This is a genomic window from Bacillus sp. YC2, from assembly GCF_019891195.1.
In the GTDB taxonomy this organism is placed as follows: Bacteria; Bacillota; Bacilli; order Bacillales; family Bacillaceae; genus Bacillus.
On the sequence record NZ_JAHXDO010000019.1, the window covers coordinates 15,639 to 38,898 of the forward strand.

Below are 23,260 nucleotides of genomic sequence, written 5' to 3' on the forward strand. Positions count from 1 at the left end.
ATACAGCATATAAAAAGGGAAACAGGCGTCTATAGAGAATATTTAGTAAATGGAATTATCTGTAAAGGGAGAGGTGCACATATTGAAAGAAGAAAAAAGAAGTTCGACCGGTTTTTTAGTCAAGCAAAGGGCCTTTTTAAAGCTCTACATGATTACAATGACAGAGCAGGAACGCCTTTACGGACTCAAGCTTTTGGAAGTGCTGCGTTCTGAATTTAAAGCAATCGGGTTTAAACCGAATCATACCGAAGTTTATCGCTCGCTCCATGAACTTTTGGATGACGGCATATTAAAGCAAATAAAAGTAAAAAAAGAAGGAGCCAAACTTCAGGAGGTCGTCCTCTATCAATTTAAAGACTATGAAGCCGCAAAACTTTATAAAAAACAGCTGAAGGTTGAACTTGACCGCTGTAAAAAGCTGATTGAAAAAGCAATATCCGATAATTTTTAATCAGCACAGAACACACCCGGGCCGGGATCGTGCGGTGTGTTCTGTGATTCATTATACATAATGGCAGGCAGGGGACAATACATATAATAAAACCTTCAAACTTGACATCAACTTCTGACGTGGTAACATGTAAAACGTGTGAAAATTACGAACAAAAATGCGAACAAAGGAGATGTTACCGATCTTAGATCAAAAGAAAGTTGCTTTTATCGGAGCAGGATCAATGGCTGAAGGAATGATAGCAGGCATGGTCCGTGCCAAAAAAATTTCTAATCAAAACATCTGCGTGACAAACCGCTGTAATACAGAGCGTCTGGCTGAACTTGCACATCAATACGGAATTCAAGGCGTCACTTTTGACAGCATGAAAACCGAAGACATTGATGTATTTATTTTAGCTATGAAGCCGAAAGATGCTGAAAACGCTCTGGCCACGCTGAAAGCGCGTATTCAACCCCACCAATTAATCCTGTCGGTTCTGGCCGGCATTACCACCTCATTTATACAACAATCATTGCATGACCAACAGCCGGTCGTCAGGGTGATGCCCAACACCTCCAGCATGATCGGCGAATCGGCAACAGCCGCGGCGCTTGGAGACCATGTGACTGACAGCTCGGCGAAAATCGCTGTATCCCTGCTTGAATGCCTGGGTGAAGTGTATGTGATCAAAGAAGATCAAATGGATATTTTCACCGGCATCGCCGGCAGCGGACCGGCTTACTTTTATTATTTAATGGAGTTTATCGAAAAAGCGGGGGAAGAAGCCGGTTTAAACAAACGGCTGTCCCGGCAGATCGGTGCGCAAACATTATTAGGCGCGGCTAAAATGCTGATCGAGACGGGAGAAAAGCCAAATGTGTTAAGAGAAAACATTACCTCTCCAAACGGCACAACGGCAGCGGGCCTCAGTGCGCTCCGTTCAGAAGGCGGAGGGGAAGCCATCGCCAAAGCGATTAAACACGCAACCGAACGTTCCGCAGAAATCAGCAAAACGATAGAAAAAACAGCAGCAACACTATAAAAAGAGAAAACAGGAGTGATACAGTGGCGTCTCGGGCCAAGATGAAAAGAGTCGTTGTCAAAATCGGAAGCAGTTCACTGACGAGCCTGCATGGAGAAATCAGCAGAAGGAAATTAGAAGCATTGGTGGATCAAATCGCACAGCTGAAAGACAGCGGATATGAAGTGATTTTAGTGTCCTCGGGTGCGGTTGCAGCAGGTTATCGCAAGCTTGGGTTTATACAAAAGCCGGAAAGCCTTCCTGAAAAGCAGGCGTCTGCTTCAATCGGGCAAGGGTTATTAATGGAGGCTTATTCAAAATTGTTTTTAGCGCACGGTTATGTCGCTTCCCAAATTTTAATCACCAGAAGCGACTTTTCCGACGAGTATCGCTACCACAATGTCCGCAATACGATGAATGTCCTTTTGGAACGCGGCATCATTCCGATTATTAACGAAAATGACACCGTCACCGTCAACCGTTTGAAGTTCGGCGATAACGATACGCTGGCCGCAAAAGTGGCCGGTTTAATCGATGCCGACATGCTTGCAATTTTATCAGACATTGACGGACTATATGACGATAATCCGCGCAGCAATCCGAACGCAAAAAGAGTCAGACATGTAAGTGACATTACGCCTGAGATTGAAGCAAGCGCGGGAGAAGCCGGGAGTGAAATGGGAACGGGCGGCATGCGATCTAAGCTTGACGCTTTTAAAATCGTCATGGCCTCCGGAATTAAAGGCTTTCTCGGGCAGGCAAACGCTCCTGACATCTTACTTCAAGCGGTAGAAGAAACGGCCGAAGGAACTTATTTTGAAGCGGAAGGAACACTTCCGTTGAACCATAAAGAACAATGGATCGCGTTTAATTCCGGCCCGGAAGGCGAAATTGTAATGGGAAAAGAAAGCAGCCGCCATGCAGCAAACGGAAATGTTTCCCTATCGCCGAAAGACATTGATGGAATTAAAGGTGAATTCAGCAGCGGAGCGGTTGTCAGGCTGCTGGATCAACAGGGTGAGGAGCTCGGACTCGGCATTGTCAATTATTCTTCAGCTCAGCTGCAAACATTAAAAGAAGCGCCTCACAAACAAGCGGATCAATCAGTTATTGATCCAGAAGCGTTTGTCTGTCACGTTGAACTGTCTATACCGATCTGCTGACCTAATATGAAAAGAAAGACAAAGAAACCCGAAGCTTTCATCTGGAAGCTCGGGTTCTTTATTTATTGATATTGCTCAAGTGTGGAGAAAAATTGAATGACAAAATGATAAAAATCGTTCGCAGAGGGAGCCAGGTCTCTGTTTTTTGGTTTAATAATGCCCACGGTCCGTTTCACTTGGGGAAATTCAATCGGGATTTTGACCGTAAACCGGGGAGTGGTTTCTGTAAAAGTGCTTTCGGGTAATAAAGTAACTCCCATTCCCGCGGATACCAATCCTTTAATTGCGTCTAAATCCTCGCCCTCTGTCGACACAAGCGGTGCAAAGCCCGCCTGTTTGCATGCGTCAATCGCCATATTGCGGAGAATGAATCCGTCAGGGAATAAAACGAATTGATCGTTTCGCAGATCAATTAAATGAATATTTTTCTCTTTGGCGAGCGGATGATTGAACGGAACAAGCGCGTAAATTTTTTCTGTGAATAATATATTGCCTGTTATGTCCGGAAAATCCGTCGGAACAGGGCCGAGCAGCGCTGCGTCAATATCTCTGTTTCTTACCGCATCAATTAAAAACTTATAAGACCCTTGGCGCAGCAAAAATTCAACGTTCGGATATTCCTCTTTAAATGCAGAAATTACTGTCGGCAGCAGCTGGCTGGCAAGGCTCGTGGGAAAGCCGATTTTGACGGTCCCGCGGTTTGGATCGAGATATTCATCAATCTGTTCCTTCGCGTAATCGATGGCCTTCATCGCCGTTCTCACGTGCTCTAAAAACTGCTTGCCGATCGGCGTCAGCTTAATATTTCTGCCTTCCCGTTCAAACAAAGTGACCTTCAGTTCTTCTTCAAGATTTGCAATCTGCCTGCTGATGGCGGATTGAGCGACATGCAGATGATCAGCCGCTTCTGACACATGTTCTCTTTCGGCTACCTCCATAAAATACCGAAGCTGGCGCAATTCCATTTATGTCTCACACCTATCTATCTCATTTTGAGATCTATTTGATCTAAATTATATATTGTTTATATTGTTTTGAAAACTTACAATGAATTTAGAGTTGTCAGATTTTATGACCGGTAATTAACGGAAACTGATCGGGGGAGAGGAATTATGACTTACAATCAAATGCCAAAAGCTCAAGGTCTCTACCGTCCGGAATTTGAGCATGATGCATGCGGAATCGGCTTATATGCCCACCTAAAAGGGAAGGCTTCACATGACATTGTCAAAAAAGGACTGAAGATGCTTTGCCAGCTAGACCACAGAGGAGGTCAGGGCAGTGATCCGAATACGGGTGACGGCGCTGGCTTAATGGTTCAAATCCCTGATGCTTTTTTTAAAAAAGAGTGCGGAGAAATGAAACTGCCGGAAAAAGGGCGTTACGGGGTAGGAATGGTCTTTTTCTCGCAAAATGAAGAAGAAAGAAAAAAAATCGAAAAACAGGTTAATACATTAATCGAGCAAGAGGGGCAAACCGTTCTCGGATGGAGAACCGTGCCTGTTAATGTCGGAAAAATCGGAACAGTCGCGCAAAGTACATGCCCGTATGTCCGTCAAGTATTTATCGGTGCCGGCGGCGAATTAAAAGACAGTCTTGCTTTTGAACGAAAGCTGTATGTCATTCGGAAACAGGCGGAAAATTGGGGCGCAGCAGAGCAGCTCGATTTTTACTTTGCAAGCCTGTCAAGCCAGACGATTGTTTATAAAGGTTTGTTAACGCCTGAGCAGGTTGACGCGTTTTATTTGGATTTGCAGGATGAAGCATTTGTATCTGCATTTTCGCTTGTACATTCACGATTCAGCACGAATACATTCCCTACATGGGAAAGAGCGCATCCAAACCGTTATCTCATTCATAATGGAGAAATCAACACGCTCCGAGGCAATATCAATTGGATGAGTGCGAGAGAGCAGCAGTTCGTATCAGAAAGCTTCGGAGATGACCTTCAAAAGGTTCTTCCGATTTTGAATGCCGACGGCAGCGACTCATCCATACTCGACAATGCTTTTGAATTTTTCGTCATGGCAGGACGGAAGCCGGCGCACACGGCAATGATGCTGATCCCTGAACCGTGGACGGAAAACACCCATATGTCAAAAGCGAAAAGAGCTTTTTATGAATATCACAGTTCTTTAATGGAGCCGTGGGACGGACCGACCGCCATCTCGTTTACGGACGGAAAACAAATCGGCGCCATCCTTGATCGCAACGGCCTTCGTCCGGCTCGCTACTATGTGACTAAAGACGATCATATCATTTTCTCATCTGAGGTCGGCGTCATTGAAGTAGAGCAGGAGAACATTCTGCATAAAAAACGTCTTGAGCCGGGGAAAATGCTGTTAATTGATCTGCAGGAAGGCCGGATTATTTCTGATGAGGAAGTAAAAACAGAAATCGCCAATGAATTTCCGTATCAAAAATGGCTTGAGGAAGAATTGGTTCAAGTGAATCCTGATCCGGAAATCCGGGAAGAAGAACAGTTCGCAGATCTTCTCGTCCGTCAAAAAGCATTCGGCTATACGTATGAAGACATCCAGAAATATTTAATTCCCGTTATTAAAGAAGGAAAGGATCCGCTCGGTTCGATGGGAAATGACGCGCCGCTTGCCGTGTTATCAGATCGCGCCCAATCATTGTTTAATTACTTTAAACAGCTTTTTGCACAAGTTACAAACCCGCCGATTGACGCGATCCGTGAACAGCTTGTGACATCAACGGTGACATGGCTCGGGGCGGAAGGCGATCTTCTTCATCCGAGTGAAAGAAATGCCCGGCGCATCAAGCTGTACACTCCTGTATTATCGAATGAGCAGTTTAATGCGCTCAAAACGATTGTACACCCTGATGTGAAGAGTGAGAACATTCACATGCTGTTTTCTGACGATCTTGAGAAAGGCTTAAAGGAATTGTTTGATCAAGCGGAAAAAGCGATCAATCAAGGCGTGTCCCTTTTAATCTTGTCCGACAAAGCAATGACTGAGGAATTGACGCCGATCCCGCCGTTACTGGCTGTCAGCGCGCTGCATCAGCACTTGATCCGCCAAGGCCTCAGGACAAAAGCAAGCATTATCGTTGAATCAGGCGAGGCGCGTGAAGTTCATCACTTTGCCGCTCTCATCGGTTATGGGGCGGATGCGGTAAATCCATATTTGACATATGCCACATACAAACAGGAAATTGATGCAGGACGGCTTGATATCAATTATGAGGAAGCTGTCAGCAAATACGGCAAAAGCATTACAGAAGGCGTCGTAAAAGTGATGTCAAAAATGGGTATTTCAACAGTTCAAAGCTACAGAGGCGCCCAAATTTTTGAAGCGGTCGGCATCAGCCAAGGCGTCATCGACCAATACTTTACGGGTACTGCATCTCAGCTTGGCGGTATCGGCATCGAAACGATTGCAGAAGAAGCAAAACAGCGCCATCAAGCGGCATACAAGGATGATTACAGTAAAACGCTTGATTCAGGAAGTGAATTCCAATGGAGAAACGGAGGAGAGCATCACGCTTTCAACCCGAAAACCATTCATACCTTACAATGGGCATGCCGAAAAAATGATTACAGCCTGTTTAAACAATATTCTCATGCAGCAGATGAAGAGAGGATCGGATTTTTACGCAATCTATTTGCCTTTCAGGAAGACCGCAAGCCTTTAAGAGTGGAGGAAGTGGAATCGGCCGCATCAATCGTTAAGCGTTTCAAAACAGGCGCCATGTCATTTGGTTCATTGAGTAAGGAAGCTCACGAAGCATTGGCAATTGCGATGAACCGACTTGGCGGAAAAAGCAACAGCGGGGAAGGCGGAGAAGATCCGAAACGATTTGTCCCTGATGAAAACGGTGATGACCGGAGAAGTGCAATTAAACAAATCGCGTCCGGCCGTTTCGGTGTAAAAAGCCATTACCTCGTCAATGCGGATGAATTACAAATTAAAATGGCGCAAGGGGCAAAGCCTGGAGAAGGCGGCCAGCTTCCGGGCAATAAAGTATACCCTTGGGTAGCTGATGTTCGCGGTTCAACACCGGGTGTCGGATTGATTTCACCGCCTCCTCACCATGACATTTATTCAATCGAGGATTTGGCGCAGCTCATCCACGATTTGAAAAATGCGAACCGGGATGCGCGAATCAGTGTCAAGCTGGTATCAAAAGCTGGCGTCGGCACCATTGCCGCCGGAGTCGCCAAAGGCACGGCAGATGTCATTGTCGTCAGCGGTTACGATGGGGGAACGGGCGCTTCGCCGAAAACAAGTATTAAACATACAGGCCTTCCGTGGGAGCTCGGCCTTGCAGAAGCTCACCAAACACTGATGTTAAACGGATTGCGGGAACGCGTCGTATTAGAAACGGATGGTAAGCTGATGACAGGACGCGATGTCGTCATGGCTGCCTTGCTCGGCGCAGAAGAATTCGGGTTTGCGACAGCGCCGCTTGTTGTGCTGGGCTGTGTCATGATGCGCGCGTGCCATTTGGATACATGTCCGGTAGGTGTCGCTACACAAAATCCGGAGCTTCGCAAAAAATTCATGGGCGATCCTGATCACATCGTGAACTACATGCTGTTTGTTGCTGAAGAAGTGCGTGAATATATGGCGCAGTTAGGCTTTAAAACACTTGATGAGATGATCGGACGGACTGACGTTCTTCAAGTCAGCGAACGGGCAAAAGCACATTGGAAAGCCGGTCAGCTTGATTTATCCACGCTGTTGTATCAGCCTGAGGGCATCCGCACTTTCCGTACGGCGCAAAATCATAAAATTGATCAGTCCCTTGATATGACCGCCATTTTGCCGGCAGTAAAAGACGCGATTGAAGCCGGCAGGGAAGCGGAAGTTGAAATAAAGATTAATAACACAAACCGTGTAGCCGGAACCGTGACAGGAAGTGAAATTTCAAAACGCTACGGAGCGGAAGGGCTTCCTGATGATACGATCAAACTTCATTTCACAGGATCAGCCGGACAAAGCTTCGGGGCATTCGTTCCTAAAGGAATGACGCTTCATTTGAACGGGGATTCAAATGACTACGTAGGAAAAGGACTTTCCGGCGGGAAAATTATCGTGAAAGCACCTGATGCATTCAACTGTGAAACACAGGATAACGTCATTATCGGAAACGTAGCCTTTTACGGAGCGACAAGCGGAGAAGCCTATATTAACGGGCGTGCCGGAGAACGATTTGCGGTCCGCAACAGCGGAGTCAATGTCGTTGTTGAAGGGATCGGAGACCACGGCTGTGAATACATGACAGGCGGACGGGTTGTCATTCTCGGAGAAGTCGGCAAAAACTTCGGAGCAGGTATGTCAGGCGGAATTGCATACGTATTGGCTGATGACGCCAAAGCGTTTAAACGAAAATGCAACCTTGAAATGATTTCATTTGAAAAACTGACGCATGAGACAGAGATTCAAGAGGTTAAAGCGATGGCCGAAAAGCATGCGGCGCTGACAAACAGCCAAAAAGCAGCAAGCCTGCTGGACAATTGGGATGAAACCGTCCAAACCTTTATCAAAATCATTCCGAAAAATTATAAGCAGATGCTCCTCAGCATCGAAGAACAAAAAGCGGCGGGCTTATCAGAGGAAGACGCGATTATGTATGCCTTTGAAGCCAACACAAAACAGACAAAACAAGCGACGTCCCAAGGTCAAAAACAAGCGGTAGTACAGTAAGGAAGGGGAGAGGAACATGGGGAAACCAACTGGATTTATGGAAGAAAAACGAGAAAAACCGGCTGAGCGGGACCCTCTCACTCGCTTAAAGGATTGGAAAGAATATTCCGCTCCATTTTCAGAAGAAGCGTCAAAACGGCAGGGGGCGCGTTGTATGGATTGCGGCACACCGTTTTGTCAAATTGGCGCTGATATAAACGGCTTCACTTCCGGATGTCCGATTTATAACTTAATACCTGAATGGAATGATCTCGTGTACCGGGGCCGCTGGAAAGAAGCCTTAGAGCGTCTCCTTAAAACGAATAACTTTCCGGAATTCACCGGACGGGTCTGTCCCGCTCCTTGTGAAGGATCTTGTACGCTGGCCATCTCAGATCCTGCCGTTTCAATCAAAAATATTGAACGGACGATCATTGATAAAGGCTTTGAAAACGGCTGGATTCAGCCGCGAATCCCTGCGAAGCGCACAGGGAAAAGAATCGCTATTGTCGGCTCAGGCCCTGCAGGTCTTGCAAGCGCCGATCAGCTGAACCAAGCAGGTCATTCTGTAACGGTATATGAGCGCGCTGACAGAGCCGGCGGCCTGTTAATGTACGGAATTCCGAGCATGAAACTTGATAAAGACATCGTCGAACGGCGCATTAAGCTGCTGACGCAGGAAGGCATTGATTTTGTGACAAACACAGAAATCGGCGTCGACATTACAGCCGATGAGCTGAAAGAACGGTATGATGCCGTTATTCTGTGCACAGGCGCCCAAAAACAGCGCAATCTGCTGGTAGAAGGCCGGGAAGCAAAAGGCGTCCACTATGCCATGGATTACTTAACATTAGCCACCAAAAGCTATTTAGATTCTAATTTCAAAGACAAACAATTTATAGACGCTAAAGGTAAAGACGTTATCGTTATCGGCGGGGGAGACACAGGAGCCGACTGCGTAGCTACCGCGTTGCGTCAAAAAGCGCGCAGCGTGCATCAGTTCGGCAAGCATCCTAAGCTTCCTCAGGCACGGACGAATGAAAATATGTGGCCTGAACAGCCGCACGTCTTTACTCTTGAATATGCATATGAAGAAGCACAAGCGAAATTTGGGAAAGACCCGAGAGAATACTCAATCCAAACGACAAAAATGGTTACTGATAAACAAGGCCGCTTAAAAGAACTTCATACGATCCAAATGGAGAAAGTCAGAAATGATTTCGGAAAATATGAGTTCCGCGAAATTCCTGGAACCGAAAAGGTATGGCCTGCACAGCTTGTCTTTATCGCCATCGGTTTTGAAGGCACCGAACAGCCGTTGTTAAAACAGTTTGGCGTTGATTCAGCAAATCATAAAATTAATGCAGCATATGGGGAATATAAAACAAATGTTGACGGCGTTTTTGCTGCAGGGGATGCAAGAAGAGGCCAAAGCTTAATTGTATGGGCAATTAATGAAGGCCGTGAAGCGGCGCGCGAAGTCGACAGTTATTTAATGGGGAGCACTGTTTTACCGTAAATAAAGGGGATTATTTATAAAACCGGCTGATGGCAGCCGGTTTTTCTGTGTGACAATGAAACCTCTTTCTTCCTTCATCATATAAAAAGCTCATCAATGAATGAAGGAACGGGTGCCAGCCCGCTCCTCTTCATTCTATTCATTAAAGACAAATCCGAGGTTTCCGAATTGCTGTCCCTGCTTCATCCTGGTAAATGCTTCAGCCGCCTGTCCGAGCGGATACATACGATCAATAACGGGTTGAATCTTATGAAGCTCTATAAATTCAATCATTTCCGCAAACTCCTCACTGCTTCCCATCGACGTGCCGAGGATGTTGATTTGCGGGAAGAACAATGAACGGATCGGAAAGTCAATATGATCGCCTGAGCTGGCGCCGAAGGTTACAATCCTCCCGTTCGGCTTGATGATATTGAAATAGTTTTGGAACAAGGCGGGACCTACACTGTCAAGGATGATATCAGCCTTTTCGCCTTTCAGTGCTCCGGTCCAATCTCCATAACTGTCTATTGCGCCGTCCGCTCCGTATGTCAGAGCGGCGTGTTTTTTCTCTTCACTGCGGGATGTGACGCTGACAGCCGCTCCAATCGCTTTTGCCATTAACAAGGCGTACGTTGCGACACCGCTTCCGATACCCGGGAGAAGAAGGTGTTCCCCTTTTTTTAATTGCCCTTTTGTAAATAATGCGCGATAAGCGGTTAATGCTGATAACGGCAGCACGCCGGCTTCTTCCCAGGAAAGGCGGGTTGGCTTTTGAACGGCATTTTCCGCAGGAATGATCACATATGGAGAAAATGTTCCGTCTGAAGGACCTCCTAAAATGTCGGGAACCTGCGGTACAACCTGAATTGTTTTCCAATTCAGCACCGGATTGATGATGACCTCTGTATGGAGCAAATGTAAAGGAACGCCTTCACCTGTTTCTGTAATGATCCCCGCTCCGTCTGAACCAAGAATAAATTCAGGATCTCCTTTCCTATGTTTTTTCAGTAAAAACAAATCGCGGTGATTTAATCCGGCTGTTTTCAGTTTCACTTTTACTTCTCCGTGCCCGGGCTGTCTGTCAGGCACTTGTCTGAAATCAAACCCATTTTCTTGTATGGTAAGGGCATTCATTATTTTTTTCTCCTTTATTATTGATGAGAAAAATTTTACATGCAGTTTCATTTTGAGTAAAATAAACAAAATTGATGGCTGGTTATCAATAAAAATCATAGCAGGAAGGTGTCCTTATATGGAAAGCGGAGACTTAAAAGTGTTTCAGGCTGTCGCTAGGGCAGGAAGCATTTCTAAAGCGGCGAAAAGCCTGCACTATGTCCAAACAAATGTAACAAATCGTATTCAGCAGCTGGAACGGCAATTAAACACGCAGCTTTTTTACAGGACGAACAGGGGAATAAAGCTTACGGCTTCAGGTGAAAGTTTATTGAAAGATGCAGACCGGATACTTCAGTTGCTGCAAGACGCACAAAAATCTGCACAATTAACCGATCTTCCGAAGGGCCCGCTCCGGATCGGATCACTTGAAACGGCAGCAGCCGTTTATCTCCCTAAGTTTTTTGCAGCCTATTATAATCGCTATCCCGAAGTGAATCTTTCATTGTCCACAGGTGATACGCACACCTTGGTGCAAAACGTTCTGCACTATGAATTAGACGGCGCTTTTGTATATGGGCCGGTTGTTCATGAAGATCTTAAGCAAATCGCTGTTTTTCAAGAAGAATTGGTTTTGATTTCAAGTGAACGGGAAAGCGCTTTGCAGAACATGCTGCAGCAGCCGATTCTGTTTTTGGCCGCAGGCTGTTCACACCGCCAAAAAATAAAAAGCTTTCTGGAAGAAGAGGGAATTACCACTGATAAAATCATAGAATTCGGAACGTTAGAGGCCATTATAGGGGCGGTGGAGGCGGGGATGGGAGTTTCTTTTTTACCTGCATCTGCATGCCGTTATTTTAAAAACAGAGAGAATATTTATCTTCATGAGCTGCCTGAGGGCTTTCGGAATATGAATATATCGTTTATTTACCGGCATGATTTGTTTTTAACACTGGCATTTGAAAAAATGCGGGATGAATTGGAAGAAATGTCTGATAACAGTGTTTTTGAAGAGCTGTGAGTACAGGAAGAACTGCCTATTCCGAACATGCAAAATATTTTTTTAAAGGAAAGACTTTCTTTTTCAAAACAATTATGTATAATAAAATAAAGATTTCAGACGAAACTGTTTTTAATGGGAAAACAAAAATGTAAATCTGCGATGATAAGGACATGAGTCATTCTAACCGGCATACAGAGAGGGAGGGCGCCGGCTGAGACCTTCCCGGCACGAAGACTGACTTACCGCCTTTTGAGCTGTATTGGTGAACTGATGAGTAACTGATACCGTATAGCCGCGTTACGGCAAAAATGAGCCGTCACTTTAATGTGGCGGGAATTTGGGTGGAACCGCGGGTCTGACACACACTCGTCCCTTGTTTAAGGGATGGGTGTGTTTTTTATTTTGACAGATTAGAAAATTGCGATGATAAGGATACGAGTCATTCTAACCGGCATACAGAGAGGGAGGGCGCGGCTGAGACCTTCCCGGCACGAAGACTGACTTACCGCCTTTTGAGCTGTATTGGTGAACTGATGAGTAACTGATACCGTATAGCCGCGTTACGGCAAAAATGAGCCGTCACTTTAATGTGGCGGGAATTTGGGTGGAACCGCGGGTCTGACACACACTCGTCCCTTGTTTAGGGATGAGTGTGTTTTTTTATTTATTATAAATAAAGGAGAGTCGAACCGTGAACGAGCAATATATTGTCATCACATTTCCGGACGGAAATCAAAAAAAGTATCCTAAAGGCGTAACGTTAGGGGAGATCGCGCAATCAATCAGCCCGAGTGTAAAAAAGACTTCAGCAGCAGGCAAGGTAAACGGGTCACTGTATGACCTTGGGCGGAGTATTAATGAGGACTCAGTGATTGAGCTGTGCAGCTTACAGTCAGAAGCGGGGCTGGAGGTAATGAGACATACAGCCGCTCACATTTTGGCACAAGCCGTAAAACGTCTGTATAAAGATGTCCATTTCGGAATCGGCCCTGTTATCGACAATGGTTTTTATTATGATTTTGATATGAAAGATACTGTAACGGCGCAAGACTTGGCGGCAATTGAGAAAGAGATGAACCGTATTATATCGGAAAAACCGGACATTATCCGTGAAGAAATCTCCCGGGAAAAAGCAAAGGAAATGTTTGCTGATGATCCCCTTAAACGTGAGCTTTTAGAAGAAATTCCGCTTGAGGATACAGTGAGTATTTACCGTCAGGGCGAATTTGCTGATTTATGCCGCGGTCCGCACTTGCCGTCTGCCGGTCTGATTAAAGCTTTTTCTCTTACACATGTGTCAGTCGCTTATTGGCGCGGCGACAGCAATCGTAAAGTGCTGCAGCGTATCTACGGGAAGGCATTTGCGACAAAAAAAGAGCTGAAACAGCACTTCCAGCTGATGAAGGAGGCAGAAAAGAGAAATCATCGAAAACTGGGAGCTGAATTAGACCTTTTTATGTTTTCAGAAGAAGCGCCCGGCATGCCTTTTTATTTGCCGAACGGGCAGTTCATTCGGAATACGCTCGAATCGTTTTTGCGGACTTTACAGAATTCTTATCAATATCAGGAAGTGCGGACACCGATGATGATGAATCAGCGGCTTTGGGAACGATCGGGGCATTGGGATCATTATAAGGAAAATATGTATTTTTCCGATGTCGATCATCAGCGCTTTGCGTTAAAACCGATGAATTGCCCCGGCCATATGCTGATGTTTAAGGATAAGCTCCGTTCCTATCGCGATCTTCCGATTCGGATGGCGGAATTCGGGCAGGTGCACCGTCATGAATTCAGCGGGGCGCTGAACGGTTTACTGCGCGTCCGGTCTTTTTGCCAGGATGACGCGCACATTTTTGTAACGCCAGAGCAAATTGAGGCGGAAATAGCATCAGCGCTTCAAATAATAGATGAGGTCTATAGTACGTTTGGTTTTTCCTATGATATCGAGCTGTCAACAAGACCTGAACATCATATGGGGAGTGAAACGCTGTGGGACCGGGCTGAAGGCGCATTAGAAAATGTCTTAAAAAAACTGGGTTGCAATTATCGTGTTAATCAGGGAGATGGAGCGTTTTACGGTCCGAAAATCGACATTCACATAAAAGATGCCCTGAATCGAAGCCATCAGTGCGCTACCGTGCAGCTGGATTTTCAAATGCCGGAAAAATTTGATTTAACATATATCGATGAAGAAAACAAAAAAGTCCGGCCTGTCGTGATTCACCGCGCCGTATTCGGTTCTCTTGACAGATTTCTCGGCATTATCATCGAACATTTCGGGGGTGCATTTCCGTTATGGCTGGCGCCGGTTCAAGTGAAAATTATTCCTGTCTCTCACACTGTCCATCAAGAGTATGCAGAAGAGGTGCAGCGGCAATTGAAAAAAAGGAACATCCGGGCGGAACTGGATGTGCGCGAAGAAAAGCTCGGCTATAAGATCAGAGAGGCACAAATGAAGAAGATTCCGTATATTGCAGTTGTAGGTGATCGGGAGTGCGATCATCAATCTGTCCATGTAAGACAATACGGAAAAGAATCGTCATTTGAAGTGAAGCTGGAAGATTTCATTTCACAAATCAAAGGTGAGACTGATCGAAAAACACTGCTTCAGGAAAAATAATATTGACATATCGTAAATTCACGATATAATGAGCGTATGAAACCGATAGATATTTTTAAAGCATTGTCCAATGAATCTCGATTACAGATTTTACAATGGCTGAAAGAACCGGACCGTCATTTTGCCCCTCATGAAGGAATTGATATGAATGATATCGGCGTATGCGTCAGTCAGATTACCGATAAGCTGCAGATGACGCAGTCGACGGCGTCTCAATATCTCTCCATCCTTCAGCGGGCAGGCCTCATTCAGACAAAACGTATCGGCAAGTACACATACTATAAAAGAGATGAAGAAGCCATCAAGAAGATTGCCGATTTTTTTCAGCATGAGATGTAAGGCTGAATCCTTAAGAAGGGTTCAGTTTCTTTTTCAGACTTCACATCGACATATTGCGATTTGTTTGTCTCTATTTATTATATCGATATATTCTAATATATCTTTATATAAATCACATCTAAGGAGTGTGTAAGATGAAAAACACATGGAAGGTTTATATTTTGGCCATTATCAGTTTTTTAGTCGGAACATCAGAATACGTCATATCCGGCGTGCTTGATAGGATTGCTGATTCCTTGGGCATCACGCTGGCAGCGGCGGGGCAGCTCATTACAATTTTCTCACTTGTTTATGCGATCGGAACGCCTGTCATGATGGCTCTTACTGCAAGGCTGGACAGAAAAAAACTCATCATGTACGCCCTCGGTTTGTTTGTTTTCGGTAATCTGTGTTCCTTTATCCTTCCGGGATACGGGCTGTTTGTGGCGGCTCGGGTTATCATGGCGATTGGTGCGGGAATGGTTGTGGTAACCGCACTCAATATCGCCGCAAAAATTGCTCCTCCCGGAAAACAGGCAAGTTCCCTTGCTACTGTCATCATGGGATTTACGGCAGCGCTTATCATTGGTGTACCCATCGGCAGAGTCGTGTCGGAGGCTTTTGGATGGAGATCTGTTTTTGGAGGAATCGCCGTCTTCGGAATCATTGCCATGATCATTATTTTTTTCGCATTGCCGCAGACGAAAGGAGATAAACCGGTACCGCTCGTTCAGCAATTTTCTCTTTTAAAGAAACGTAAGGTAGCGGTCGGCTTGGCCATTACGTTCTTTTGGTTAGGGGGATATTCCGTTGCGTACACGTATCTCTCACCGTATTTACTGAATGTGTCCCATATAAGCAGCGGGATGCTGAGTTCGCTGCTGTTCATATTCGGAGTTGCAAGTCTTATCGGTTCTAAATTAGGCGGTTTCAGCGCTGACAGGTGGGGGGCGCGGGTGACTTTAACCGGCGGGATGGCGCTTCATACCCTGATGCTGATCTTATTGTCGCTTATCACACATTCTGTGGCCGGCGTAGCGGTGGTGCTTACATTATGGTCATTTGCCGCCTGGTCATCAGGCCCGGCCCAGCAATATCATTTAGCAACCATGGAGCCTGAATCCTCTGGTGTCTTACTCGGCCTCAACCAGTCTATGATGCAATTGGCTATGGCCGCAGGTGCCGGAATCGGCGGCATTGCTGTAACCCAGCTTTCTCTTGCTTCGGTTACTTGGATTGGAGCAGGCGGGATGATTATTGCGATATGTGCCGTGATCTCTCTTTCTCCTTTACGCAGTAAAAAACCTTCTTCAGAAATCAGTGCAGAATAAAAGAAGCCTAATTTCTCTTATTGAGAAATTGGGCTTCTTTTTATTTATTTGCATTCCTTTACATTAACGCCGATGGCGGCTCCGTTTCGGCTTGAATCGGCAACTCCCGTGAACGTGCCGTTTTCACGATCGATTAATATACTCTGCACATTGCCGATATCAACTGGACTGGCGCCGAATTTATGTCCCATTTCGTTCAGCTTAGTGCGGACATCTTCCGGCACTCCTTCTTCATAACGGTAAGATGTCATGCTGTTTGTGTAAATTCTCGGCTCCTCGACAGCCGCTTTCAGCTCCATGCCATACTCAACTTTATTCAGGATGGTCTGCAGAACGGAGGAGATAATTGTCGCTCCGCCAGGGGAACCGACGCTTAATACAGGTTCATCATTTTTAAATAAAATGGTCGGTGTCATGCTGCTCAGCGGCCGTTTATTTGGCTGAACTTCATTTGCGCCGCCAGGCACCGCGTCAAAGTCCGTTAATTCGTTGTTCAGGACGACGCCATAACCGGGAACCATAATACCGGAACCGAATAACTGCTCAATCGTAGTCGTGTAGGATACGACATTGCCGAAGCGGTCAGCTACTGTGAAGTGAGTTGTTTGGCCTTCTTGTTTGTCGGTCGGCTGCTCAACAATCTTATAGTTTGCAGAGCCTTCCTGGTAAGCCCAAGGATCACCGGCTTTCGGTTTTTTGTTTACTTTATTGGTGTCTATCAGTTGTCTGCGGGCATTGATATAGTCGGAATTAAGCAGCCCTTTCAGAGGAACGTTGACAAATTCGGGATCCCCTGCGTATGCAGCGCGGTCAGCATAAGCCAAATGCATTGTTTCTGCAAGAAGGTGATATTTTTGCCATGAACGGATATCATATTGAGAAAGCTTAAAATCATCCAAGATATTCAGCATTTGTAAAAGGAAAACACCGCCGGAACTTGGAGGGGGCGCAGTGGCAATATGATAACCTTGATAATCTCCCCAAATCGGTTTGTCAATCGTAACATTGAAATTTTTAATGTCTTTTTCAGTCATCGAGCCGCCGAATTCCTGTACGGTATCAGCAAGCTTTTTGGTGAAGGCGCCGTCATAGAAGGCTTTAGTGCCTTTATATTTGATGGCTGTGAAGGTTTTTGCTAAGTCTTTTTGAACGAGTGTGTCTCCTTCTTTCAGAGGTTCCCCGTTCGGAAGAAAGACATCTTTTGCGGCAGTGTGTGATAATTTGTCTTGATAATCTGAGATGGCGTCAGCTAAAACCGAATCAATCGGAAAGCCTTTTGAGGCAAGTTTAATGGAAGGAGTGATGAGCTGCTTCATGGAGCGTGTGCCCCATTTGTCGAGCGCTTTTTCAAGGCCTTTTAGTGTTCCCGGAACACCGACAGCGGTGCCTTTTGTAACGCGTTCGGAGAAAGGAATGGCTTTTCCGTTCTCATCCAGAAACATATCTGGAGTTGCGCCTGCCGGTGCACGTTCCCGGCTGTCAATAATGGTGGTATCTTTCGTTTTGGCGTCATAAACCATCATAAATCCGCCGCCGCCGATACCTGACATCATAGGTTCAGTCACGTTTAATGCAAATTGAATTGCGACTGCGGCGTCAACTGCATTGCCGCCTTTTTTCAGTACGTCAGCTCCGATTTCTGAAGCGAGAGGATGAGCGGTGGCTACCATACCGTCCTTGCCGACATCCACTTGTTTGTAGTCGTCGTAGGAAAATGAGTGTTTTTTAGCCTGGGCATGATAAGGGATGCTTCCGGCCGTCAGCAAAGCACTAAGCAGAACGATAAAACAGAGATTTTTCACTTTTTTCATAGTCTGCCTCCTTTATTTTCCTCTTACAATTATAGAATAAGAAAAATGTGCTGTTTTCACAAGTGACAAAGGGAATAGTCCGGCATATTAAAAGCTATGATTTCTGTGTGAATATAATCAGACGGGAATAGGCTGAAGGGGAAACTGCTTTAAAAGAGGATGCAATACAAGCATATTTGTGAAAAATAAGCTACAATAAAAAGCATGATGAATGAAAGGAATGTGAGCCATGTATTTAACGATCAAGGAAACAGCGGAGTTTACCAGCCTTCCTGAAGAATATGTGCAAAACTTGGTTCTGACGAATAAAATAAGGGCCGTTCATGACGGTCATCAGTATTTAATTAACAAGGAACAATTTCACACCCATCTTGAGCAGCTGGAAAAATATAAGGAAATGATTCAAGAGATTTTAAATGAACCGATTCCTGAGGATATTGATGTAAAAGACGAGGACTAGGACACAATTACATATTGTGTCTTTTTTTTGCATTTTTTCAGCTGTTCATGAAAAAAACGAGTGCTCAGATTCCGTTTTAAAGGTGCTGTTTTTCGTTTTTAATACCGTGGGTATCCAGATCACCAAAAACCACTGAAAACAGTTTAAATGGCTTTATGGGGTGTCTTGCTGAAACTAAGACTCTTTGCCCCCTTATGTAACACTATGTATATTATGTTACATAAGGGGCTTTATCCTTTATCATTCAACAGGTTTCGACTATAATAGTAACATAAGACTCAATATGTTACTTTACCATTTTTAAGGGGTTTTTTGATGCATATCGTACAGCCGATCCGAAGCTTGGAAAAAATTCAGGAAGTCAAACGTTATTTAATGAACAAAAGCGAGAGGGATTATTTTTTATTTATTTTCGGCATGAACAGCGCGCTGCGCATTTCTGATATTTTGCCGCTTCGCGTGAAAGATGTCAGGAACAAAGATCATGTGTGGGCAACCGAAAGCAAAACGAGAAAGAAAAGAAAAATTTTGATATTAGAATCACTGAAAGCTGATATTTACGCCTATACAAAAGATATGAAGGAGAATGACTATTTATTTAAATCCAAACGGACGAACAAGCCCATTTCCCGCATTCAGGCGTACAGAATTTTAAAGGAGGCGGCAGCTGCCTGCGGATTGGAGGAGATCGGCACGCATACGCTGCGAAAAACGTTCGGCTATCATTTTTATCAGCGGACGAAGGATATCGCCGAGCTGCAGCGGATTTTAAATCATTCTTCTCCTTCGATTACCATGCGCTATATCGGTATTGATGAAGATACGACAAGAGCCGCATATAAAGTATTCGGAGGGCTGTAGACTTGAAAAAAATGAGCATCAGCGGTACTATTATGAAAGTAAGCTCTAGTAGCACAGCGGATAGTGCAGCAGTTTCCTAAACTGCAGGTCGGGAGTTCGAATCTCTCCTAGAGCGTTTTTTGCATAGGATAGGTGCAGGTTAATAATGTCTGCAAAACAACAAAAACCCTTGTATAACAAGGGTTTTTGTTGTTTTCGCGAGTTTTTTATTTTTGTAAGAATCCGCTGAAAAACGATGTGAATTTATTTTGTTTTGTACATTTTTTGCACATTGCTATACAGATGTTTTCGCGGTCGGCATTTTTTCAAATAAGTCGATGGTGTTTCGTGTATCTTCTTCACGGAGTTCTTTAATTACATGTGAATAATAATCAAGCGTGGTATCTATCTTCGCATGTCCTAAACGTTCTGAGACATAATAAATTGAAATCTTCTTATAGAGCAACACGCTGGCATATGTATGTCTCAACCTATGTATCGAAATTGTTTCTATTTTCAAGTCTGTCAATGTCTTTTTCAATATTTTGTTGACAAATTCGTTGGTAATGACTTTTTTAGAACTGCGAGGACTATAAAATACAAGATTATGTATGTTGTCAGGCATTTCAGCAAACAACTTTTTGAATAAATCCATTGTATTGGAGTCCATTTTAATGGTCCTATATGAAGACGCATTTTTTGTCTTAGCAAAACCCTTTCCTTTTTTATAATCCCAGGTTTTGTTGATTGTAATCTCATTTAAATCAAAGTTGAAATCCTCGGGAGTTAACCCCACCATTTCAGCAAATCGCATTCCCGAAGTAAGGGCCAGTATTAATAAATAATATCCGATAGACTGATCTTTGCGCACATATAATTCATTTAAAAGCTTTTGACTCTCAACATAATTCAAGTGTTTTTCTTCGGGACGTTTTGATTCCACACTTCCAGTCAATTTTGCTTTCCTAATAAAATCAAATTGAATAATTCCTTCTTCAATAGCTTCTTGCACACAAGCTCTAATGTGCGTATTCAGTTTTCTAACCGTTTCTTTGGCATGTTCAGCTCCAAACTCATTTAAAAAGAAGTACCCATACATTTCTAGTATACACAATAACGTTTTCATTTCGTCACATGAGGGAGTAAATTCCTTTAATCCTTCGGTATACTCAATGTTTCCAAAAGAGAATCTTGAATTAAGTATAAATCTATAAATGTTAGACCAACGGCATAGCCGGTGTTTATCATGCGATAACTTAGCGCTTGAAAAAGAAATGATTCAATTTCAAGAAGAAACAGCAGCTGACGCTTTTTTCTGGAATAACAGTCTTGTCCCTCCGGATACACAGAAAGCCAGATTCGGAAATTTTAATTTGAAAGGTTTATCCGATTCGTAACAGGACGCATTTCGCAAGCTGAAATGGTACGCGGAGAACTTTGGAAACTGGGGTGATTTTGATTCTTTGTTATTGCAAGGCAATTACGGGATCGGAAAGAGCCACCTTTCTCACAGCGTCGCACAGCATGTGAAGAGTCTACGGAAAAATGTCATCTTCGCCAATACAAAAATGCTACTTAGAAAAATCCGAAACTCTTATGGCGATTCAAAAGAGACAGAAGCACACATTTTGAAAAACATTGAATCATGCGAGTTACTGGTGCTGGATGATCTTGGGGCTGAGTATGTCAGGAAGGATAAAGACGGGGAGGAATCATTGGCTGCTGACTTGATTCTGACAATTATTGAGTCTCGGGAGGACAAGCCCAATATCATAACGACCAACTACAACGTTGAAAGCCTCCAAAACAAATACGGTACACACGGCGGTCGGATCATATCTCGAATGATGCAAGGGACGAGGGTTGTCAAGTTCACTGGAGAGGACAGACGCATTAAAGGAGGTGGGAATAGTGCTTAGAACTAAGGCTGACATGATCATGCCCGGCGTTTGGAATTTTGAAGCGGAGCGAAAGCTTACCGACGCCGAACGCAACCAAGAGCTTGATAAGCTTATCACTCTTCTTGATCAAAAAATAGCAGACTATCAGAACTTTAGGGGGGAATGCAGTGTGAAACGTGGCAAATCTCCAACGCGTGCACAGAAGGCAATCATTAAGGCAAACGGCCTGACCATTGAGAACTGGCTTGTCTTAGAGCACTTACAGCACGAGCACCGTCTCATACTGGTTCACCGCTATATGAATTACAAAAGGGAGTGTTTAGCATGAGTCAGGCGGTCAATGCCGAACGGTTCGAACTGGCTTTAGAAAATATGAATCATGAATGGTCAATGGTCCAGCTGAAAAAGGTCGTTCAATACTGGCATGATGGGAAATCAACTCTTGATATGTCGGAATTATTAAACAGGGATTCGGACGAAATCATTCTCCTGGTCATGGACTTTGCAAGAAAAAACATCCTGCCCGCACGTAAGAACGGTTTACGCGCTAACAACAGAATAAGAATATCTGAGAAAACGATGAAAGAGAAAATGATTCGGCTGCGCTATTTGTTTGAAGAAAGCCCGGTGTATATCCCTTTTCAGGAACTAAACTTCATGTTTTATGACAGTGAAATCAGGCGTTTCCGGGAGCTATGGGCGGCGAATGAGTCTTACCTCAACATAGCAAAAGAGCTGAAACGGAATGAAGACGAAACGTTATTTCTTATCATCGACCAAGCAAAAAAAGACCTCATTGAGCCTCGGGAATCCGGCTTGCTCGGAAAGGAAGCGTCAGAAGATGAACGCAACAAGCAAAAGCTTCCCTTTTGAAAAAGAAACGATCCAGCAACTTATGGTTATCGTGCGTTATGAGGACTGTGCCCCAGAGGTACGGAACGCGGCTTTGCAAATGCTGATTATGAAGGGAGCGGCAGACATTGGGACAGGCAGAACGTCAGCATTTAATTGAATGGCTTTTGCTTATCGGTTCATACGGCAAGGATTTTTTAAACCGTAAGACAGACGAAGAGCTTGAGCGCTTATACAATCTCGCAATCAAAGGCTTAAACGAAGAATAGGAGGACAGCACCATGACAGAAAACAAAAACTTGCGCCGGCATGGTGAAGTAATAACACGGGTGATGAGCGAAGAGGAACGTCTTACGTATATAAAAAAACACCCAATCATTCCGACGGAAAAACCAAAGGCTGGTATGCAGCTCTTCCCGTCAAAATATTGGATGTAAGGACGGCCAATAAAGCAACCGCCACCGTATGGTAAATAAAAACTCGACACTTTTATTATACCATACGGTGGCTTTGAACATGCAGCCAAAACATATATCAATCAAAATACAGGTATTTCTCAGTTTATTGAGCCGGGAAAGGTGTCTGTCATCGTGTTAGACGGCAACCAAAACGCCGCGTACATCGTTGAGGCACCCGAACACGGTAAAACAATCATTCAAACAATAAAAGGCGGCCTGGCTCGTTGTGATTACGAGATCGGCCATAAATTCAATTAGCAGGGGCATTCCCCTGCGGGGGAGGAAACGAAAATGTATCAAAACGAAATTGCCCGCAAGTGTGAACGCTGCGGAAAAATATATTACTCAGCTCATTGGGTTGTATGCAAAACATGTCTTTTTGACCGGGAGGCCTAGGCATGAAAGAATTCAAAATCAATTTGTCAAAAGGTGAAGTTTTATATACCGGCTCTTACATTTGCGCCCTTTCAAAAACGCCGGCCAGTACACCTGAGCAAATTTCTTTAGAAGCAGCAGCCGAAAAGCTCGCTGAAGAGGTAATCATGCAGCAGGCTGCTAATCGGGAACACCAGCGACAGCAGGACATTGCGGCCAATCAATTCCGGCAGGCACAGAAAGATATTCAGTTGCTACAGGCAGAAAACAAGCGTTATAAAAATGAATTGGAATTTTACGCCAAAGAAACCACATACACAAACGAATTTGAATACTGTCCGCCTGCTATTGATATGGATTGGGGAGACGTCGCCAAAAAAGCATTGGAGGGGGTTGCGGAATGATG

22 protein-coding genes, 1 tRNA gene and 1 other annotated feature are annotated in these 23,260 nt (G+C 44.5%); of the genes, 19 read left to right on the forward strand and 4 right to left on the reverse strand.

The window, feature by feature from the left end; all coding sequences use genetic code 11:
- The first annotated feature begins 82 nt into the window (after window positions 1-82).
- The 3 genes from rtp (at window position 83) to proB (ending at window position 2,617) form a co-directional block, all read left to right on the forward strand.
- The gene (rtp, locus tag KY305_RS19085; RefSeq protein ID WP_223063826.1) at window positions 83-451 is read left to right on the forward strand and encodes a replication termination protein; all 369 of its coding nucleotides are present in this window, start codon (window positions 83-85) and stop codon (window positions 449-451) included.
- 172 nt (window positions 452-623) lie between these two features.
- A complete protein-coding gene (gene proC, locus KY305_RS19090) occupies window positions 624-1,475 on the forward strand; it encodes a pyrroline-5-carboxylate reductase (RefSeq protein WP_223063827.1) in 852 nt (283 codons plus the stop codon).
- A 41-nt stretch (window positions 1,476-1,516) separates the two neighbouring features.
- Window positions 1,517-2,617 (forward strand): glutamate 5-kinase, encoded by a 1,101-nt coding sequence (gene proB, locus KY305_RS19095; protein ID WP_223063851.1) that lies wholly within the window; start codon window positions 1,517-1,519, stop codon window positions 2,615-2,617.
- Between the two features lie 62 nt (window positions 2,618-2,679).
- Here proB and gltC read toward each other — a convergent pair whose 3' ends face one another.
- Window positions 2,680-3,582, reverse strand: a complete 903-nt coding sequence (gene gltC, locus KY305_RS19100) for a glutamate biosynthesis transcriptional regulator GltC (protein WP_223063828.1) — start codon at window positions 3,580-3,582, stop codon at window positions 2,680-2,682.
- Between the two features lie 147 nt (window positions 3,583-3,729).
- Between gltC and gltB the strand changes: the two genes are divergently transcribed.
- Window positions 3,730-8,292, forward strand: a complete 4,563-nt coding sequence (gltB, locus tag KY305_RS19105) for a glutamate synthase large subunit (protein ID WP_223063829.1) — start codon at window positions 3,730-3,732, stop codon at window positions 8,290-8,292.
- Between the two features lie 16 nt (window positions 8,293-8,308).
- Window positions 8,309-9,790 (forward strand): glutamate synthase small subunit, encoded by a 1,482-nt coding sequence (gltD, locus tag KY305_RS19110; protein ID WP_223063830.1) that lies wholly within the window; start codon window positions 8,309-8,311, stop codon window positions 9,788-9,790.
- A gap of 135 nt (window positions 9,791-9,925) precedes the next feature.
- On the opposite strand, the gene KY305_RS19115 is transcribed toward gltD, so the two are convergent.
- A complete protein-coding gene (locus KY305_RS19115) occupies window positions 9,926-10,906 on the reverse strand; it encodes a zinc-binding dehydrogenase (protein WP_223063831.1) in 981 nt (326 codons plus the stop codon).
- Window positions 10,907-11,024: 118 nt separating this feature from the next.
- On the opposite strand from KY305_RS19115, the gene KY305_RS19120 reads away from it, so the two are divergent.
- The 4 genes from KY305_RS19120 to KY305_RS19135 all read left to right on the forward strand — a co-directional run bounded on the left by KY305_RS19120 (window position 11,025) and on the right by KY305_RS19135 (window position 16,157).
- Entirely contained in the window at window positions 11,025-11,906 is an 882-nt protein-coding gene (locus tag KY305_RS19120) for a LysR family transcriptional regulator (protein ID WP_223063832.1), read from the forward strand.
- A gap of 396 nt (window positions 11,907-12,302) precedes the next feature.
- Window positions 12,303-12,528: a binding site (T-box leader), on the forward strand.
- Between the two features lie 51 nt (window positions 12,529-12,579).
- On the forward strand, window positions 12,580-14,508 hold the full coding sequence (thrS, locus tag KY305_RS19125; protein WP_223063833.1) for a threonine--tRNA ligase: 1,929 nt from the start codon (window positions 12,580-12,582) through the stop codon (window positions 14,506-14,508).
- 36 nt (window positions 14,509-14,544) lie between these two features.
- Window positions 14,545-14,847, forward strand: coding sequence for an ArsR/SmtB family transcription factor (locus KY305_RS19130; RefSeq protein WP_223063834.1), 303 nt, complete (start codon window positions 14,545-14,547; stop codon window positions 14,845-14,847).
- A 134-nt stretch (window positions 14,848-14,981) separates the two neighbouring features.
- Window positions 14,982-16,157: an MFS transporter gene (locus KY305_RS19135; protein WP_223063835.1), complete on the forward strand. Its 1,176-nt coding sequence runs from the start codon at window positions 14,982-14,984 to the stop codon at window positions 16,155-16,157.
- Between the two features lie 44 nt (window positions 16,158-16,201).
- Here the strand turns inward: KY305_RS19135 and ggt are convergent, their stop codons facing one another.
- A complete protein-coding gene (ggt, locus tag KY305_RS19140; protein ID WP_223063836.1) occupies window positions 16,202-17,968 on the reverse strand; it encodes a gamma-glutamyltransferase in 1,767 nt (588 codons plus the stop codon).
- Window positions 17,969-18,197: 229 nt separating this feature from the next.
- On the opposite strand from ggt, the gene KY305_RS19145 reads away from it, so the two are divergent.
- From KY305_RS19145 to KY305_RS19155, 3 genes are all read left to right on the forward strand, one after another.
- A complete protein-coding gene (locus tag KY305_RS19145) occupies window positions 18,198-18,428 on the forward strand; it encodes an excisionase family DNA-binding protein (protein WP_223063837.1) in 231 nt (76 codons plus the stop codon).
- Between the two features lie 315 nt (window positions 18,429-18,743).
- Window positions 18,744-19,289, forward strand: a complete 546-nt coding sequence (locus tag KY305_RS19150; RefSeq protein ID WP_061521137.1) for a site-specific integrase — start codon at window positions 18,744-18,746, stop codon at window positions 19,287-19,289.
- A 42-nt stretch (window positions 19,290-19,331) separates the two neighbouring features.
- Window positions 19,332-19,404 (forward strand) — tRNA-Arg (locus KY305_RS19155).
- Window positions 19,405-19,563: 159 nt separating this feature from the next.
- Here the strand turns inward: KY305_RS19155 and KY305_RS19160 are convergent.
- A complete protein-coding gene (locus KY305_RS19160) occupies window positions 19,564-20,394 on the reverse strand; it encodes a site-specific integrase (RefSeq protein WP_262417881.1) in 831 nt (276 codons plus the stop codon).
- 337 nt (window positions 20,395-20,731) lie between these two features.
- Between KY305_RS19160 and KY305_RS19165 the strand changes: the two genes are divergently transcribed.
- From KY305_RS19165 to KY305_RS19195, 7 genes are all read left to right on the forward strand, one after another.
- Complete coding sequence (locus KY305_RS19165) at window positions 20,732-21,187, forward strand: ATP-binding protein (RefSeq protein ID WP_223063838.1); 456 nt, start codon at window positions 20,732-20,734, stop codon at window positions 21,185-21,187.
- Entirely contained in the window at window positions 21,180-21,497 is a 318-nt protein-coding gene (locus tag KY305_RS19170; RefSeq protein WP_223063855.1) for a DUF6906 family protein, read from the forward strand. Before KY305_RS19165 ends, KY305_RS19170 begins: the two co-directional genes overlap by 8 nt.
- The gene (locus tag KY305_RS19175) at window positions 21,494-22,042 is read left to right on the forward strand and encodes a hypothetical protein (protein WP_223063839.1); all 549 of its coding nucleotides are present in this window, start codon (window positions 21,494-21,496) and stop codon (window positions 22,040-22,042) included. The genes KY305_RS19170 and KY305_RS19175 overlap by 4 nt, the downstream gene beginning before the upstream one ends.
- 107 nt (window positions 22,043-22,149) lie before the next feature.
- The gene (locus KY305_RS19180; RefSeq protein WP_223063840.1) at window positions 22,150-22,290 is read left to right on the forward strand and encodes a BH0509 family protein; all 141 of its coding nucleotides are present in this window, start codon (window positions 22,150-22,152) and stop codon (window positions 22,288-22,290) included.
- 12 nt (window positions 22,291-22,302) lie between these two features.
- Complete coding sequence (locus KY305_RS19185; protein WP_223063841.1) at window positions 22,303-22,458, forward strand: hypothetical protein; 156 nt, start codon at window positions 22,303-22,305, stop codon at window positions 22,456-22,458.
- Window positions 22,459-22,554: 96 nt separating this feature from the next.
- A complete protein-coding gene (locus KY305_RS19190; RefSeq protein ID WP_223063852.1) occupies window positions 22,555-22,737 on the forward strand; it encodes an XtrA/YqaO family protein in 183 nt (60 codons plus the stop codon).
- 140 nt (window positions 22,738-22,877) lie between these two features.
- The gene (locus KY305_RS19195; protein WP_223063842.1) at window positions 22,878-23,258 is read left to right on the forward strand and encodes a hypothetical protein; all 381 of its coding nucleotides are present in this window, start codon (window positions 22,878-22,880) and stop codon (window positions 23,256-23,258) included.
- Window positions 23,259-23,260: the final 2 nt, after the last annotated feature.

Bases quoted from the DNA above. Each gene is read 5' to 3' on its own strand.
- proB (WP_223063851.1), top strand. From the start codon at position 1,517: ATGAAAAGAGTCGTTGTCAAAATCGGAAGCAGTTCACTGACGAGCCTG.
- gltB (WP_223063829.1), top strand. From the start codon at position 3,730: ATGACTTACAATCAAATGCCAAAAGCTCAAGGTCTCTACCGTCCGGAA.
- KY305_RS19150 (WP_061521137.1), top strand. From the start codon at position 18,744: ATGCATATCGTACAGCCGATCCGAAGCTTGGAAAAAATTCAGGAAGTC.
- KY305_RS19160 (WP_262417881.1), bottom strand. From the start codon at position 20,394: ATGAAAACGTTATTGTGTATACTAGAAATGTATGGGTACTTCTTTTTA.
- KY305_RS19195 (WP_223063842.1), top strand. From the start codon at position 22,878: ATGAAAGAATTCAAAATCAATTTGTCAAAAGGTGAAGTTTTATATACC.
- KY305_RS19185 (WP_223063841.1), top strand. From the start codon at position 22,303: ATGACAGAAAACAAAAACTTGCGCCGGCATGGTGAAGTAATAACACGG.
- gltD (WP_223063830.1), top strand. From the start codon at position 8,309: ATGGGGAAACCAACTGGATTTATGGAAGAAAAACGAGAAAAACCGGCT.
- ggt (WP_223063836.1), bottom strand. From the start codon at position 17,968: ATGAAAAAAGTGAAAAATCTCTGTTTTATCGTTCTGCTTAGTGCTTTG.
- KY305_RS19145 (WP_223063837.1), top strand. From the start codon at position 18,198: ATGTATTTAACGATCAAGGAAACAGCGGAGTTTACCAGCCTTCCTGAA.
- proC (WP_223063827.1), top strand. From the start codon at position 624: ATGTTACCGATCTTAGATCAAAAGAAAGTTGCTTTTATCGGAGCAGGA.
- KY305_RS19115 (WP_223063831.1), bottom strand. From the start codon at position 10,906: ATGAATGCCCTTACCATACAAGAAAATGGGTTTGATTTCAGACAAGTG.
- KY305_RS19175 (WP_223063839.1), top strand. From the start codon at position 21,494: ATGAGTCAGGCGGTCAATGCCGAACGGTTCGAACTGGCTTTAGAAAAT.
- KY305_RS19130 (WP_223063834.1), top strand. From the start codon at position 14,545: ATGAAACCGATAGATATTTTTAAAGCATTGTCCAATGAATCTCGATTA.
- KY305_RS19135 (WP_223063835.1), top strand. From the start codon at position 14,982: ATGAAAAACACATGGAAGGTTTATATTTTGGCCATTATCAGTTTTTTA.
- gltC (WP_223063828.1), bottom strand. From the start codon at position 3,582: ATGGAATTGCGCCAGCTTCGGTATTTTATGGAGGTAGCCGAAAGAGAA.
- KY305_RS19120 (WP_223063832.1), top strand. From the start codon at position 11,025: ATGGAAAGCGGAGACTTAAAAGTGTTTCAGGCTGTCGCTAGGGCAGGA.